This is a genomic window from Campylobacter canadensis (genome assembly GCF_013177655.1).
Taxonomy (GTDB): Bacteria; Campylobacterota; Campylobacteria; order Campylobacterales; family Campylobacteraceae; genus Campylobacter_E; species Campylobacter_E canadensis.
Map to the genome: position 1 here is coordinate 683,603 of NZ_CP035946.1, position 15,601 is coordinate 699,203.

11 protein-coding genes and 2 pseudogenes are annotated in these 15,601 nt (G+C 26.6%); 6 read left to right on the forward strand and 7 right to left on the reverse strand.

The annotated features are described in order from the left end of the window. Window positions 1-5 precede the first annotated feature (5 nt). The 3 genes from sucC to mltG form a co-directional block, all read right to left on the reverse strand. Window positions 6-1,169 (reverse strand): ADP-forming succinate--CoA ligase subunit beta, encoded by a 1,164-nt coding sequence (gene sucC, locus CCANL266_RS03245; RefSeq protein WP_172231279.1) that lies wholly within the window; start codon window positions 1,167-1,169, stop codon window positions 6-8. Next, complete coding sequence (locus CCANL266_RS03250) at window positions 1,166-3,352, reverse strand: NADP-dependent isocitrate dehydrogenase (protein ID WP_172231282.1); 2,187 nt, start codon at window positions 3,350-3,352, stop codon at window positions 1,166-1,168. Before CCANL266_RS03250 ends, sucC begins: the two co-directional genes overlap by 4 nt. A 78-nt stretch (window positions 3,353-3,430) precedes the next feature. Continuing rightward, a complete protein-coding gene (mltG, locus tag CCANL266_RS03255; RefSeq protein ID WP_172231285.1) occupies window positions 3,431-4,387 on the reverse strand; it encodes an endolytic transglycosylase MltG in 957 nt (318 codons plus the stop codon). Between mltG and CCANL266_RS03260 the strand changes: the two genes are divergently transcribed. From CCANL266_RS03260 to galU, 3 genes are all read left to right on the forward strand, one after another. Further along, a complete protein-coding gene (locus CCANL266_RS03260; RefSeq protein WP_216657302.1) occupies window positions 4,329-6,878 on the forward strand; it encodes an AsmA-like C-terminal domain-containing protein in 2,550 nt (849 codons plus the stop codon). The genes mltG and CCANL266_RS03260 overlap by 59 nt on opposite strands. Window positions 6,879-6,964: 86 nt before the next feature. Then, complete coding sequence (locus CCANL266_RS03265) at window positions 6,965-7,678, forward strand: DUF4198 domain-containing protein (protein ID WP_172231291.1); 714 nt, start codon at window positions 6,965-6,967, stop codon at window positions 7,676-7,678. Between the two features lie 89 nt (window positions 7,679-7,767). Beyond that, window positions 7,768-8,589 carry a UTP--glucose-1-phosphate uridylyltransferase GalU gene (gene galU, locus CCANL266_RS03270; RefSeq protein WP_172231294.1) on the forward strand — a complete coding sequence of 274 codons (822 nt, stop codon included), beginning with the start codon at window positions 7,768-7,770 and terminating at the stop codon, window positions 8,587-8,589. A gap of 336 nt (window positions 8,590-8,925) precedes the next feature. Here the strand turns inward: galU and CCANL266_RS03275 are convergent, their stop codons facing one another. Next, entirely contained in the window at window positions 8,926-9,186 is a 261-nt protein-coding gene (locus tag CCANL266_RS03275) for a hypothetical protein (protein ID WP_172231297.1), read from the reverse strand. A 104-nt stretch (window positions 9,187-9,290) separates the two neighbouring features. Here CCANL266_RS03275 and CCANL266_RS03280 point away from each other — a divergent pair, with 104 nt between their 5' ends. Next, window positions 9,291-9,566: a hypothetical protein gene (locus CCANL266_RS03280; protein WP_172231300.1), complete on the forward strand. Its 276-nt coding sequence runs from the start codon at window positions 9,291-9,293 to the stop codon at window positions 9,564-9,566. A 77-nt stretch (window positions 9,567-9,643) separates the two neighbouring features. On the opposite strand, the pseudogene CCANL266_RS09800 reads toward CCANL266_RS03280, so the two are convergent. From CCANL266_RS09800 to CCANL266_RS03290, 3 genes and pseudogenes are all read right to left on the reverse strand, one after another. Beyond that, window positions 9,644-10,147, reverse strand: a pseudogene (locus CCANL266_RS09800) (methyl-accepting chemotaxis protein); the annotation flags it as partial. 402 nt (window positions 10,148-10,549) lie between these two features. Then, window positions 10,550-11,329 (reverse strand): annotated as a pseudogene (locus CCANL266_RS09805) (cache domain-containing protein); the annotation flags it as partial. 71 nt (window positions 11,330-11,400) lie between these two features. After that, the gene (locus tag CCANL266_RS03290) at window positions 11,401-12,744 is read right to left on the reverse strand and encodes a GntP family permease (RefSeq protein WP_172231306.1); all 1,344 of its coding nucleotides are present in this window, start codon (window positions 12,742-12,744) and stop codon (window positions 11,401-11,403) included. A gap of 65 nt (window positions 12,745-12,809) precedes the next feature. On the opposite strand from CCANL266_RS03290, the gene CCANL266_RS03295 reads away from it, so the two are divergent. After that, on the forward strand, window positions 12,810-13,319 hold the full coding sequence (locus CCANL266_RS03295; protein ID WP_172231309.1) for a gluconokinase: 510 nt from the start codon (window positions 12,810-12,812) through the stop codon (window positions 13,317-13,319). A gap of 51 nt (window positions 13,320-13,370) precedes the next feature. Next, window positions 13,371-15,599, forward strand: coding sequence for an outer membrane protein assembly factor BamA (bamA, locus tag CCANL266_RS03300; protein ID WP_172231312.1), 2,229 nt, complete (start codon window positions 13,371-13,373; stop codon window positions 15,597-15,599). Window positions 15,600-15,601: the final 2 nt, after the last annotated feature.

Sequence of the window (15,601 nt, forward strand, 5' to 3'; positions counted from 1 at the left end):
ACTCCTTATTTAACCAAACTTTTTACAAGTCTTGCACCATCAGCAAAATCACTTGCTGCGTGGATATTTTTAATACCTGAATTATCTAAAATTTCTTTTGCTTCTTTTGCATTGGTTCCATCAAGTCTTACAACAACAGGAATATCAACTTTAGTTGTTTTAGTTGCTTCTAAAACCCCATTTGCAATTCTATCGCAGCGAACAATACCACCAAAGATATTAATAAAAATAACTTTTACATTTTTATCTCTTAAAATAATTTCAAAAGCTTTAGCAACAGTTTCAGCACTTGCTCCACCACCAACATCTAAGAAGTTTGCAGGTTTGCAGCCGCTATAATTAATAATATCCATAGTTGCCATCGCTAAACCAGCACCATTTACCATACAAGCTACATCGCCATCAAGTTTTACATAACTTAAACCATAATTACTTGCTTCAAGCTCTGCTGGATTTTCTTCTGTTTCATCTTTTAATTCTGCAATATCATGATTTCTATATAAAGAACTATCATCAAAACTCATTTTTGCATCAAGCGCATAAAAATCGCCTTCTTTTGTTCTAATTAAAGGATTTATTTCAACTAAATTTGCATCTTTTGCTAAATAAAGTTTATAAAGTTTGTCTATAAAAGAAATAAGTTTTTTAGCTTCATCTTTGTTTAAGCCTAATTTGTTTGCTACTTCAACTCCGTGAAACATTTTAAAACCAACTGCTGGGTCAATATTTACCTTAGCAATTTTTTCAGGATTTTTTGCTGCAACTTCTTCAATACTCATACCGCCTTCACTTGAAGCAATAATTGTAATTTGCTCTTGCATTCTATTAAAAAGCAATGCTAAATAATATTCTTTTTCAATATTTGCACCACTTTCAATATATAATTTTCTAACTAATTTTCCTTCAGGCCCTGTTTGATGAGTTACTAGATTCATTCCTAGAATTTTACTTGCATAATCTTTTACTTCATCTAAATTCTTAGCAATTTTAACACCGCCGCCAAGACCACGACCACCTGCGTGAATTTGAGCTTTTACAGCCCAAACATTCCCGCCTAATTCTTTAGCGTTATTTACCGCTTCTTCTACACTAAAAGCTACCTTACCTTTTAAGGTTGGTACACCAAATTTAGCAAAGATTTCTTTTGCTTGATACTCGTGTATATTCATTTGCTCTCCTTAATAAAATTAATAATATCATTTAAAGTCTTGCTAGGACGCATAATCTCTTGTGCTTTTTGTCCTAAAACATAATATCCGCCTAAATCAACTTTTTTACCTTCTTCTTGCATAAATTCATTAAAAATTGTATCTACATTTTTATTTAATTTATCAGCAACTTCTTTAAAAAAGCTTTGTAATTGCATATCTTGATTTTGCTTTGCTAATGCATTTGCTAAATATAGTGCAAAATAAAAATGACTTGTTCTATTATCATTTTCTTTTGCCTTTCTGCTTGGTGCTTTATTTTCTTCTAAATAATTTGAAATTGCTTCATCAAAAGCTTGTGCTAATACATTTGCTTTTTGGTTTTTATTATGAATATATTCATATTCAAGTGAGCTTTGAAGAGCTAAAAATTCGCCCAAACTATCCCAGCGTAAATGGTTTTCTTCTATTACTTGCTCTACTTGTTTTGGCGCTGAACCACCAGCTCCTGTTTCAAACATAGCTCCACCATTTAGCATAGGAACTATTGAAAGCATTTTTGCACTTGTTCCAAGTTCTAAAATAGGGAATAAATCAGTTAAATAATCTCTTAAAACATTACCAGTAGCACTTATGCAGTTTTTTCCACTTCTAATTATTCTTAAACTTTCTTTGCAAGCATCGTAAGGCTTTAGAATTTTAAATTTATTTGCTAATTCAGCCTTAATGATATCAATCATAATTTTATTGCTAGGGCGTTTTTCATCTAGCCAAAAAATTACTTCTTCCTTGCTTTGTTCAAATCTTTGTTCTGCTAATTTTATCCAGTTTTTAATTGCATCCATTTTTGCAAGATTTATTCTATAAATATCGCCTTTTTTAACTTCATGACGCATAATTTCTTTACCATCAAGCTCTATTACATAGTTTGCATCTTTGTTTGCTATGAAGGTTTTATCATGTGAGCCATATTCTTGAGCTTTTTTAGCCATTAAACCAACATTGCTAACTGAACCTATTTTGCTTGGGTTTAAGGTGCCATTTTGTCTTAAATCATCAATTACAGCTTCGTAAATAGTAGCATAAGTTTTATCAGGAATTACGGCATTTGTATCTTTTTCTTTTCCTTCTTTATCCCATAATTTTGCACCGTTTTTAAGCATTGCAGGCATAGAAGCATCAACGATAACATCGCTTGGAACATGAAGATTTGTAATACCTTTATCTGAATTTACCATTGAAATTGGTGTTTTTTCTAAAATTTCGTTGTACTTTTTTAAAATTTCATCTTTTTTATTTGAGTTTTCAATTTTACTTAAAAGCTCACTTAAACCATTATTTGGATTGATTTGTAATTTTTCAAATTCATCTTTAAATTCAGTAAATAATTCTTTAAAAAATACCTTTAAAGCGTGTGCAAATAATACAGGGTCGCTTATTTTCATCATAGTTGCTTTTAAATGTAATGAAAATAAAATATCTTCTTCTTTGCAAATTTTAATTTGCTCATCGTAAAATTTATCAAGTTTTTCTACATTCATAAAAGTTGCATCTAAAATTTCATCTTTAGAAACTGCAAAACTTTTTAATTCATTTTTTTCTTGATTTACAACTTCATAGAGTTTTATTGTACCATCGTTTGGAATTAAAACTGCTTTTTCATTGTCAAAGAAATCTCCATCATTCATGTAAGAAACTCTTGTTTTTGAATCTTTGCTAAATTCTTTTACTTTATAAGGATTTGCTTTTGCATATTCTTTTACTGCATTTGTACTTCTTCTATCTGAATTTCCTTGTCTTAATACAGGATTAACTGCAGAGCCTAAAACTTTTGCATAATTTTCTTTAATTTGCTCTTCTTCAGCATTGCTTGGATTATCAGGATAATTTGGAACATTAAAACCCTTTTCTTGCAATTCTTTAATAGCAGCTTTAAGTTGTGGGATTGAAGCTGATATGTTTGGGGTTTTTATTAGATTTGTTCCATCTTTTTTTACTAGTTCTCCTAATTTTGCTAAAGCATCCTCTACCTTTTGCTCTTCTTTTAAATAAGAATTTTGAGCAGCTAAAATTCTTGCAGCTAGTGAAATATCACTAACATCAATTTTAATATTTGCCTTACTTAAAAATGCTTGTGCAATAGGCAAAAAACTAAGTGTTGCCAACGCAGGTGATTCATCTGTGAATGTGTAAATAATACCCACTTTGTCTCCTTTAGGTATGAAATTTACAGAGATTATCAAAGCAAATAGTTACACAAAAGTTAATAACAAAATTTAAGATTAATTTAATTTTTGTTTGTTAATTTCTTTTTGATGTTCGCTTAAAGTCTTGCTAAATTTATGTTTTTGTGTTTTTTTATCTCTTACAAAATATAAAAATTCACTCTTTGCAGGTGCTATTGCAGCCAGTATTGCATCATCAGAAGTGTTACAAATCGCAACACTTGGCAAATTTTTATTTTTATAAGAATTAAATTCGCTATTGTCTTCTCTTATCATTTGAGCTGTAATTTTTGTATGCGAATTTAACCCATAATTTAGCATTCCATCCATTTGCAAATACATATTTTTATTTAATCTATTATAAATTACGCTTGCAACTATTGGCATTTCGTCTTTATTTGCTGCTTCTTTTTGAATAATACTTGCAACAATTATAAATCTATAAAATTTTTTTTCATTATATTCGCCAAAGATTTTTTTTGCTATTTTTTCATAATGTTTGTTTGCATAGGCTAAAAGATAGTTAATGAATAACTTTTCATCAATACCTAAAGGAATAGAATAGGTTTGTGGTATAAAAACCCCGTTTGTATATTTGCTTTGAGCGTTTAATTCTTCTAAAAGTTTTTCATAACTTAGATTTAACTTTGTTGCTACTATATTTTTTAAAAAATACTCGCTTGTTTCTCCTGGAATTAAGGTAATATTTACTAAGGCTGCTTTATTGCTTGTAAATTCTTTTAAAGCTTCGTATCTACTTAATTTTATAGCACTCATATTTATCCAACCACTTTGAGCTTTGCCAAAAAAAAGTAATAAATATTGGTCTAATTTTGAAAATTGCACTTTAGATTTATTTAAGCTGTTTATAATTTGTAAATTAGAGCCTTTAGGGATATATACAACTGATTGTAAATATACAGGCTGATTTAAATATATAAAAATGGTAAAGAAAATGATAAAAAAAACTTCAAAAATAATTGATATACTCATAAAGATATTTTTAATATTCATAGCTTTGTTTATAACCTTTTTATTTGTATTAGTAAATGGTATAAAAATTTCTCATTTTAGCTTATATAATATCACTTTTGATAATTTATTTGTTAAACTAGATAAAAAACTAACCATCAACGCTGAAAAAATTACAATATTAACCAATCAAAAACAACAAGAGCAAAATGAGGAATTTAATAATAAAAAAGTAGAACAGATATTTTTGGATATTAAAAACTATAAGGCTTTATTTTTATTTTTTGAACAAATTAATATAAAAAACTTAGAGCTTGATAATAACGCCTTAAGTATTATGTATAATAAAGAAAGGTTAAAAATAAATTCAAGTTATTTTTCTTTAGATTTAAATATTGATTTAAATAAAAATGAAGTTTATGCTAGTATTAATCAATTTAATTTTAAAGATTTTGTAATTAGTGGAAAATTATTTTATGCTGATACTATTTCTTTTCAAGGTACTATTAGTAATAAAAGTAAAAATATTCAAGCAAATTTTGACATTGAACTTATAAAGAATAAAAGTGTTATAAAAATAAGCAAGGCTTTTATTAAAAATCAAGATGAATTATATGAATATTTAAAGGATTATATAAGTCCTACAATTAAAGAATGGGCCTTTGTTAGAAGTAGATTTAGTGAAGCTATTTTTAGTGCTGAATTTATATTAATTAATAATAATATTAACAGTAGCAAGGTAGTTGGTAATTTTGTTGAAGTTGTAGAAAGCTATCATGATAAAGCTCCAAAAGCTTATGCTAAAAATATGGAATTTTCATATATAAATAATAAATTAGAATTAAAAGCAAAAGATGTAATAGATAGCGAAAAAAATAATGTTAAAGAATTTAAATTAGTAATTGATGAAATAGGGTATTCGCCTACAAATATTGATATTTTAGTAGAAAATATACTTTTTACAAAAAGCATATATCCTATTATAAATGCTTATGGAGTTGAACTTAATTTAGAGCAACTTAGTGGTAGTACTAATGCTAAAATCGCTATTGTTTTAGACCACGGAGCAAAAATAAATATTGATGTTGATTTAAATGGAAAAATGCAATTTAAAAATATAGTTTTTGATGCAAATAATGTAAAAATAAATATTGATAATAATTATACAAAAATAAATGGAGATTTTACATACGAAAATATTGCAAGTAAAAATACGAGTATTATTGCAGATAATCACACAAAATTAGTACAAATAAAAAGCAAGGAATTAAATATAAATTATGATAAATATTTTTATTTTAATCAAGAAGCGAATTTTAATTTTGATTTAAATACACAAATTCTTGATTTTAAAGAACTAGGAATAAAAATAGATTTTAATAATAAAATTTATTTTGAAAGTGATTTAAATAATATTTTAGCTTATTCAAAACTTTTCCAAAAATATAAATTTAATGGCGGAAAGATTATTTTTAATTCTAATTATGATGATATTAAAATTTCAATTATAAATTCAGATTTTTTTATGAATTTATACGAGTATGAAGATTTTTCAAATATTGCTAAAAATCAAGTAAAAGATTATATTTTAAATAGAGCAAAAGCTTATAAAAACGATGATTTTTATATTAATATTAAAGCAAAAGATATAAGCTTAAATACAAAAAGTCAGAAAATAAAAATACTTACTGAAAACAATGAACAAAAGTTATATATAAAAGATTTGCTTTATAATTATGTTGAAGATACAAATAATGATAGCGGCGAAGACTTTAACATTTTTGCAAAGCGATTTGCCATTGTTTATGATGAATATTTATTTGAATTTCAAAAATTGCATCTAGTAAAAAAATTAGAAGATATTTATTTATTAGCTAATGTAGGAAGCGAAGATAGTATTTATTTAAACAAAAATAAAGATTCTTTTAATTTTCATATTTTTCATTTAAAAGCTGATGATTTAAATAAAATAGCAAGAACTAAGATTTTAACAGGTGGAGAACTTGCCCTTACTGCTAGTGGGAAAAATTTTAATGATTATAGCGGGGTAATAAATATTATTGAATCTTCAATAGCAAATACTAAATTTTATGATTCTTTAATAGCATTTTTTGATGGAATTTCTTCAGCTGTCAAATTAAAAAGTCAGCGAAGAAATAAAGATGGTTTAAAGGTTAAGCTAGCTTCAGCTGATTTTCTTAAACAAAATACAACAATTAAGCTAAATAATATAAACATAAATGGTTATAAATTTGATGCCTTAGGCAGTGGAAATATTGATTTTATCAATAATAATATTGATATTTTTTTAAATATTTACACTTTAAAAGATACTAATTCTCTTTTATCACAAATTCCATTAGTAAAGCAGATAGTTTTAGGCGATAGCAAGTCTCGCTTAGCAACGGGTTTAAAAATTTATGGAAAATTAGATGATATTAAATTCTCAAATACCTTAGCGCAAGATATTATTACAGCACCAGTAAATTTAATAAAAAATATTTTTATGTTACCAGTAAATATTTTTAAATAAATTTTAAATTTATCATTCCTTTAAGTTATTTTTAAAGTAATTATTTTTATAATAATCACTTTCAATTTTAATTTAAAGGATATAAAATGAAATTTTCAAAGATTGCATTTTTAGGTTTATTTGTTGCTAGTTCGGCTTTTGCTCATCAATTTTTTCCTATGAAGACTGATAATGGATATAAGGTTGGTTTTTGGGCGGATGACCATTGGGGTCAATATCAGCCTGATAGAGTTTTTGGCATTAGTGCTAAGGATTCAAAAGGAAAAAATTTAAAAGCAGGTTATGATTATCAAAACAATACTATTTTTATAGAAGGAAATCCTTCAGTAGCTAGTTTAAATTATGATTTTGGTTATTATACTTTTACAAAAAATGGTAAGCATTATGCACAAATTCGTTCTGATTTAACTGATGTTGGGGGTGCAAATGAAGTAACTCAAACAAGAAAAATTTACAAAATGGGTAAAAGTATTTTTGCTTGGGATGAGGCAGCTAAAAAACCTTTAGGATTAAAATTTGAAATTATTCCTTTACAAAATCCATTAGTTTTAAAAGAAGGAGATAAGCTAAAAGTTCAAGTGCTTCTTGATTCAAAACCTGTAAGCGGAGTTGAATTTGAAGACCAAAATGATGATATTGATGGTGTTGTAACAGATTCAAAAGGTATAGCAACCTTAACATTAACTAAAGCAAAAGATGGTTTACAAATTATTGCAGCAGGAATTAAATTGCCTTATAATTTAGACAGATACGGCGATACTTTACAGCTTACCGCTACTTTAAGTTTTAAATCAAAATAAAATTCTAGGCTATTTTTAGCCTAGATTGATATTAATTTATTTTTTTATGTTTTAATTAAGCTTTAGATAAATTTTTAAAGGAAGTTTAGATGATTAAAACTTGTATATTTCCTGCTGCAGGGTATGGAACTAGATTTTTACCAGCTACAAAAACCTTACCAAAAGAAATGCTACCTATTTTAAATAAACCACTTATTCATTATGGATTAGACGAAGCTATTAGTGCAGGTATGACAAATATTGGTATTGTAAGCGGAAGAACTAAAAGAGCTTTAGAAGATTATTTTGATATTTCTTACGAGATTGAAGATGCGATTGCAGGCAGTTCTAAAGAAGAATTATTAAACGATGTTAGAGAACAGATGAAAGTATGCGAATTTATGTTTGTAAGACAGCGTAAAATGAATGGTTTAGGAGATGCAATTCATTGTGCTAAAAACATAGTAAATAATGAAGCTTTTGGAGTTATTTTAGCAGATGATTTGTGTGTGAATGATAAAAAAAGTGTAATGCAACAAATGGCGGAAGTTTATGAAAAATATAAATGTAGCGTAGTTGCATTAATGCAGGTTGAAAAAGAAGATGTAAATAAATATGGTATTATTGAAGGAGATAAAATTGAAGATAATATTTATCAAATAACAAATATGGTTGAAAAACCAGAGCCAAAAGATGCAAAATCTAATTTAGCAATTATTGGTAGATATATTTTAACTCCTGACATCTTTGAAAAAATAGAAAATACTAGTGCGGGTAAGGGTGGAGAAATACAAATTACAGATGCTTTAAATAAACAAGCAAAATTAGGAAAATGTGTAGGTTTAGTTTTTGATGGTTTGAGATTTGATTGTGGTAATGTTAAAGGTTTTTTTGAAGCAACAAAGTATTTTTACAATAAATTATATACATAATTTTAAGTTAAACACATCTTGTTAATTTTATTTAATACTAAGTTTAATTGAATATTTTAAATTGATTTTTAAAGCAAGATATATTAAGAATAATATTTTTATAAATTTTATTAGTGCTTAAGCTTATAATTTTAAGCTTAAGACTTTAATTTACAAGAATAATTTTAAAACATTCTTTTGCAATCTTGCACTTTTTTATTTGAATTTTTATATTTAATAAAGATACAAGATTAATTTTTTAGTTATTTTGTTACAAATATTGATATTTATTAAGCAAATGCTTTTTTATTATTTTTAAATAAAATAATTATCTTTTAAATTACTGAAAATATATTTTTATTTATTTTTCTTTTTTTCTTGTAATTTATTTAATAATTCTTCTTGTTCTTTTATTTTTTCTTGTAATTTATTTATGTTTTCTTCTTTCATATTTTTATGAACCATAAGAAGTAAAACAACCAAAGTTGGTAAAAAAGCAGCTATATTGCTAGCATTAATCCCGTTTTTATAAGGGTCAATGCTAATATACAAACATAAAAATAAAAAGAAAGATACATCAACCATATTTAAAAATTTAAAACTTTTTTTATTATTCATTTTAACTCCTTAAAAATATATTAACTAAATATAATTGTTTTTAGGTAAAAAATTTTCATACTATAAATAAATATAATTAGAAAAATTAAAATAAAGGAAGTTTAATGAATATAAAAAGATTTTTTACAAATATTTTTTCTTTTAATGATAAAAATACTTCTATTGATTTAGTTGATATTATAAATAATCCTGCTAATATTTATCATAATACAAGTTTAAACCCACTATATGAAGTAAGAAAAAATAATTACACAAATACTAATATTAACGCAGTAAGTAATACTATAGGTGCTAATTTTAATTCAGATTTTGATGATTTAAATACAAATAATGATTATTCTTTAAATTATAACGATACTTTCAGTGATGATAATTTCTAAGTCTAAAAATAATCTTAATTAAAAAAACAACCCAGCCTAAGCACTTATTGCCTAAGCTAGGTTTTTAGAATTTAAAATCAAGTTCTAAATTCATTTAGCTTTTTGTTAAGATTTTCAGTCATTTCACTTAAATGGTTTGCAGCTCCTGCTATTTCTTCAACGCTTCTTGCGTTTTCATTTGTAATTGTGTTCATATTATTTACACCATCTAAGATTAAGCTCATATCTTTACTTGTGTTAATATAATCACTTACAGTTCCTTCGCTTATCTTAACAGCTTCGCTCATTATCTTACCCATTTCATTGATTGTGTTTTGAGTATTTGATGCAACGCTTGTTAGATTGCTAATTTCTTTAGAATTATTACTCATTTGCTCACTTGCATCTTTAATACCTTGAACAATTACGCTAATAGTTGCATTAATTTCACTTAAGCTTTTTTGTGTTCTTTCTGCAAGACTTCTTACTTCATCAGCCACAACTGCAAAGCCACGACCATGTTCTCCTGCACGAGCTGCTTCAATAGCTGCATTTAAAGCTAATAAATTAGTCTGATCAGCCACATCATTAATAATTTCTAAAATAGATTTTACATTATCAGCATCACGGCTAAGTTGTTCTATCTTACTTGCTAATTCACTTTCAGTTGAAGCACTGTGATTGATTTGATTTGTAAGTTGGTTAATAGCATTGTTTGCTTCAATGATATATTTAGAAGCGTTTTGTAATTCTTCTTTACCTTTTTGAGCTTGTTTTACGCCTACATCAAGATTGCCCTTAGTATTTGCTCCTTTGCTTGCTACTTCATTAATAGTAATTGAGCCTTCTTCAGCACGCTTTCCTGTTTGCATAGAAGTATGGCTTAATTCATTTGCAATTGATGCGTTTTCATTTGAGATATCTTTTGCTTGTGCTATTAATACTCTTACTTTTTCTAAGAATTCATTAATTGCCATTGAAGCTTGTGCTATTTCATCTTTGCCTTTTACTTCTAGTTTTTTGGTTAAATCCCCATCTCCGCTGCTTAGTTCAATTGATTTGTTTGTAAGTGCGTTTAGTGGGTTTGAAACTTGCTTGATTACAAAGATAATCATAGCTATTAGGATTATTATTGAAAGGATTATTGCTGAAGATATAAATAATATATTTGAGCTTTCAATTGTATCTAATGTTTCTTTTGATAGTTCTTCTATATGCTGCAATGTAGCATTCATATCAATAGTGCAACCATAAATTAAATCAAAATTATCATCTTTTTTTGTAAAAGTTATGATATTTCTAGTTTTTTTAGCAATATCATCAAAAAAACTAACTTCTGTAAAGCTAGTATCATCTTTTGCGTTATCTATAAATTTTTGCATATAGCTTTCATTTTTATCATCTTTTGCTGAAAGATAATTTTTACCAACTTTTTCTGGTTGATAGTGTACAATGTAATCACCTTTAGAATTTATTGCAAAAAATCTAATTGTTGGATTATGTAGATTTACATTTCTTAAATATTCTACAATGCTTTCATAGGCATCTTCTTTACTATCACCGCTTTTTACAAAGTCTTTATATAAAGCTTGTGAAAAAGTATAAAAACCTAAAACAACACTTTTTGCAGTTGATTTAGCATCATCTTGCGCCATTGTGCTAATAGTATTGTGTGATATATAGCTTATCTTTTTTAATCCTGAATTTGAAATTAAAACAAGACACAAAGATAAGATAAATAAACCAATTAAAATACAAAGCGATAGCTTGTTTGAAATTTTCATTATATCTCCTTAGTTTTTGCTTGATTAAATCACAAATAATAGTAAATATCTACTTAAAAATAACTTAAAATTTATGCAAACAAATACAAGATTGATGTTAATAAAAAGCCTATTACACCGATTAATGTTTCAAGTATTGTCCAAGTTTTTAAAGTTGTTTTTTCATCTAAATTAAACAAACCTTTTACAAGCCAAAAACCAGAATCATTAAAGTGCGAACAGACAACACTACCACTAGCGATTGCTAATACTATACACACATTTTGCAATTCACTTAATTCAAGCGATAAAACAGTAGGTGCGATTAAACTTGCTGTAGTTGTAAGAGCAACAGTTGCTGAACCTTGAGCAATACGAATACAAGCAGCTATTAAAAATGATGCTAATAAAATAGGAATAGATAATTCGTTTAATTTATCAGCTAAAGCTTGTCCAATTCCAGAGTATTTTAGTATAGAGCCAAACATACCACCAGCACCAGTAACTAAAACTACTGAGCAGATAGCAGGTAGGCTTTTTTCACATAAGTTTTCTAATTTTTTTGCACCAAAATCTTTATAAAAAATGACAATACATAAAATTAGTGTAATCAATAATGCTATTTGAGTTTGACCTATTAAAAGTAAAATATTTAAAAATTCGTTTGCTTGTACAATTTTTAATTTTATTAAGCTAGAAATTGTTGCATTTATAAAAATTAAAATCACAGGAGTTAATAATATGCAAGTAATTGTAAAAAATTTAGGTTTAATATTTAAATGTTCTTCATCGCTAAATAATGTAGGAATTTGAATATTAAATTTTGCTCCAACTATTGTTCCAAACAAATATGAAGAAAAATACCAAGTAATTAAAGCAATGATTAATCCAACTATAACAACATAACCTATGTTTGCTCCAATTAATTGGGCTGCAGCTACAGGACCTGGGTGTGGTGGCAGATAAATATGCATAACAGAAAAAGCACCAATGCTAGGAAGTGCATAAACTAATAAATTTGCTTTTAATTTTTTTGCAATGCTTATAATTATTGGTAACATAACAATAAGCCCTGCATCAAAAAATATAGGAAAGGCGAATATTAAAGAAGCTACGCCTAAAGCAAGTGGAGCTTTATCTTCTCCAAATTTATTGATTAAGGTATTTGCTAAGACTAAAGCACCACCTGAGCTTTCAATAATCTTACCTATCATAGCGCCTAAACCAACTAATAATGCTACTGAAGCAAGAGTATTACCAAAACCACTAAGAATAATTTCTAAGATTTTATCTGTTGGAATTCTTGTTGCAAATGCTGTAAATAAACTAACAATTATTAATGAAATAAAAGAATGAATTTTAAATTTCATTATTAAAATTAATAAAATAATAACAGCAATTAAAGCTATTGATAATAAATAAAAAGTACTTGCCATATTTTCTCCTTTATTGCATAATACAATTTTTAAAATTAATTTAAAATAAATTTTAGGAATTATTAATGAAAGAATATTGTATTGTAGTAATGGGTGTTTGTGGCAGTGGAAAAAGCACGATATCAAAGCTTTTAGCACAAAATATTGGTAGTAATTTTATTGATGCTGATGATTTGCATCCTAGAGCAAATATTGAAAAAATGCAAAATGCAATTGCATTAAACGATGATGATAGAATGCCTTGGCTAGAAAGAATTAATGATGTTTTTTATTCTATTCAAAGAAGGCATACTTCTATGGTAATTGCCTGTTCTGCTTTAAAGAAAAAATATAGAGATTATATTCGTTCATCGTGTAAAAATGTAATCTTTGTGCATTTGTATGGAGATATAGATTTGATAAAACAAAGAATGAGTAAAAGAAGTGGTCATTATATGAAAGAAAATATGATTCAATCTCAATTTGATACTTTAGAATTTCCTAAAGACGAAGATAGGGTTATAAATATTGAAATTTCAGCACCAATTGGAGAAATTCTTGATAAAGCTTTAATTGAGATTGAAAAAATTAATTAACCCTTTTTGGTTAGTATTTTCAATTCAATTTTTTTTAGGAATTTATAATTTATGAATAAAAAGTCAATATGTTTATCTTTATTATGTTTTAATTTATTTGCTACGGATATTATTAAAGAGGTAGAATTTAATGGGCTTATGCACCTTTCTAGCGAACAAGCTTTAAGTAATAGTGGTATAAAAATCGGTGATGAAGTTGATGAAAATAATATAAATAATGCTGTAAAAAAATTATTTTCTTATGGTTTTTTTGACAACATTAGTGTAAAATTTAGTGATTCAAAGTTGATTTTTGATGTTTTAGAAAAGCCATTTATAGCAAAAATAGATATAAAAGGTGTCCCGTCAAACGACAAAAAGCAAATTCAAAATCTAATAAATATTAAAAAAGGTCAAGCTTACGATGAAAAAAATATAGAAGAAGCTAAAGAAAGAATTTCTTTGTATTATCAATCAAGAAGCTTTTATGATACAGTGATTGAGGTTGATAATAAAAAGCTTGAAAATAACGCCTTAGTTTTAGAATTTAATATAAATAGAGGTGAAAAAATAGTAATTAATAAAATCAATTTAGTTGGTGCAAAAAAATTAAAATATTCTAACTTTGAACCTGTAATTGCTAATAAAGAAAAAGAATTTTTAGGTTGGTTTTGGGGCTTTAATGATGGGGAATTAAAGACTTTAGAATTAATAAACGACCCACTAAGAATAAAAGAAGAATATTTAAAAAAAGGTTATTTAGACGCACAGGTTTCAAATGCTTTTTTGCTTGCTAGTATGCAAAATTATACAGCACAATTAAGTTATTATATTAAAGAAGGTAATAGATATAAAATTGATGATATTAAAATAAATAACCCTTTAAAAGAAGTAAAAATTGATATTTCAGATTTAAAAAGTACTAAGGGTAAATATGTAAATTCTGAAAAAGTAAGAATAGATATTGAATATATTAAAAAGATATATCAAGACTTAGGTTATGCTTTTGCACAGGTTGAGCCTAAATTTAATAAAAATGATGATGCGCAAACTTTATCTTTGGTTTTTGATATTGAGCTTGGTAACAAATATAAAATAAAAAATGTTATTATAAGTGGAAATGATAAGTCTTTAGATAAAATAATTAGAAGAGAACTTTATTTAACAGAAGGTATGCAGTTTAATAAAACAGACTTAGATGATAGTGTAATTTCTCTTAAAAAAACAGGTTATTTTGAAAATGTAAATATAACACCAAGCGCTGTAAGTTCAAATGAGCTTGATTTATTAGTAGAAGTAAAAGAGCAATCAACAGGCTCAATATCAGGCGGGATAGGATATAGCACTTCTGATGGATTTTTAGTAAATGCTAGTGTTAGTGATAGAAATATTTTAGGTTCTGGACTTTATGGTGGTATTAATCTTGAGCGTAGTAACAAAGAATTAACAGGAAGAATTTTCTTAAAAAACCCTAGAATTTTTGATAGTAGATTTGCTTTAGGTGGTAGTTTATATAGCTACACTCACGATTGGCTTTCGTATGAAGAAAAAAGTAAGGGTTTTGATTTAGATTTAAGTAGAGATATTACAAGACATTTAGGTGCTGGTATTGCATATAATTTAGAGCAAACTTCTTTAAAATTATATGAGAATGTTTTTTTACCTGAAGAAACAGAAGGAAGAAAATTATATTCAACAATAACACCATATATTTACTATGATAGCACTGATGATTATTATTTACCTAGAAGAGGTATTTTTGCAAAATTAGCTTTTTCATATACAGGTCTTGGCGGAGATGCAAAATATCAAAGATTAAGCACAGATTTTAAAGCTTTTTATGGCTTTTTAGATAATTATGATATTGATGTTATTTTAAGATATAGAGCTTCATTTAAGAAATTATTTAATACAAAAGAAGTTCCAATAAACTCAAGATTATATTTAGGCGGAGTAAGCAGTATTAGAGGTTATGAAAGCAGTACAGTAAGCCCTAAGGGCAGGTATAGTTGCTCATCTGGTCTTTGTACTTATGATAGTGGCGGTAATATAAGTTTTAATAATAGTGTTGAGATTAATTTTCCTATTAGTGATAAACTAAAGCTTAGAGCATCGATTTTTTATGATTTTGGTATGATAGGTAAAAAGAATTTAAGTGAGATTAAAAGGCAAAGTACAGGTATAAGTCTTGATTGGAATACGCCTTTAGGGCCGCTTAATTTCATATTCTCTAAGCCAATTAAGAAAAAAGCAGGCGATGAAACAAATGTATTTGAATTTAGTATCGGAAGTCAATTTTAAGG

Coding starts and splice junctions, on each gene's coding strand:
- mltG (WP_172231285.1), bottom strand. CDS start 4,387: ATGAATATTAAAAATATCTTTATGAGTATATCAATTATTTTTGAAGTT.
- CCANL266_RS03295 (WP_172231309.1), top strand. CDS start 12,810: ATGAAAGAATATTGTATTGTAGTAATGGGTGTTTGTGGCAGTGGAAAA.
- CCANL266_RS03275 (WP_172231297.1), bottom strand. CDS start 9,186: ATGAATAATAAAAAAAGTTTTAAATTTTTAAATATGGTTGATGTATCT.
- sucC (WP_172231279.1), bottom strand. CDS start 1,169: ATGAATATACACGAGTATCAAGCAAAAGAAATCTTTGCTAAATTTGGT.
- CCANL266_RS03290 (WP_172231306.1), bottom strand. CDS start 12,744: ATGGCAAGTACTTTTTATTTATTATCAATAGCTTTAATTGCTGTTATT.
- CCANL266_RS03280 (WP_172231300.1), top strand. CDS start 9,291: ATGAATATAAAAAGATTTTTTACAAATATTTTTTCTTTTAATGATAAA.
- galU (WP_172231294.1), top strand. CDS start 7,768: ATGATTAAAACTTGTATATTTCCTGCTGCAGGGTATGGAACTAGATTT.
- CCANL266_RS03260 (WP_216657302.1), top strand. CDS start 4,329: ATGATAAAAAAAACTTCAAAAATAATTGATATACTCATAAAGATATTT.
- CCANL266_RS03265 (WP_172231291.1), top strand. CDS start 6,965: ATGAAATTTTCAAAGATTGCATTTTTAGGTTTATTTGTTGCTAGTTCG.
- bamA (WP_172231312.1), top strand. CDS start 13,371: ATGAATAAAAAGTCAATATGTTTATCTTTATTATGTTTTAATTTATTT.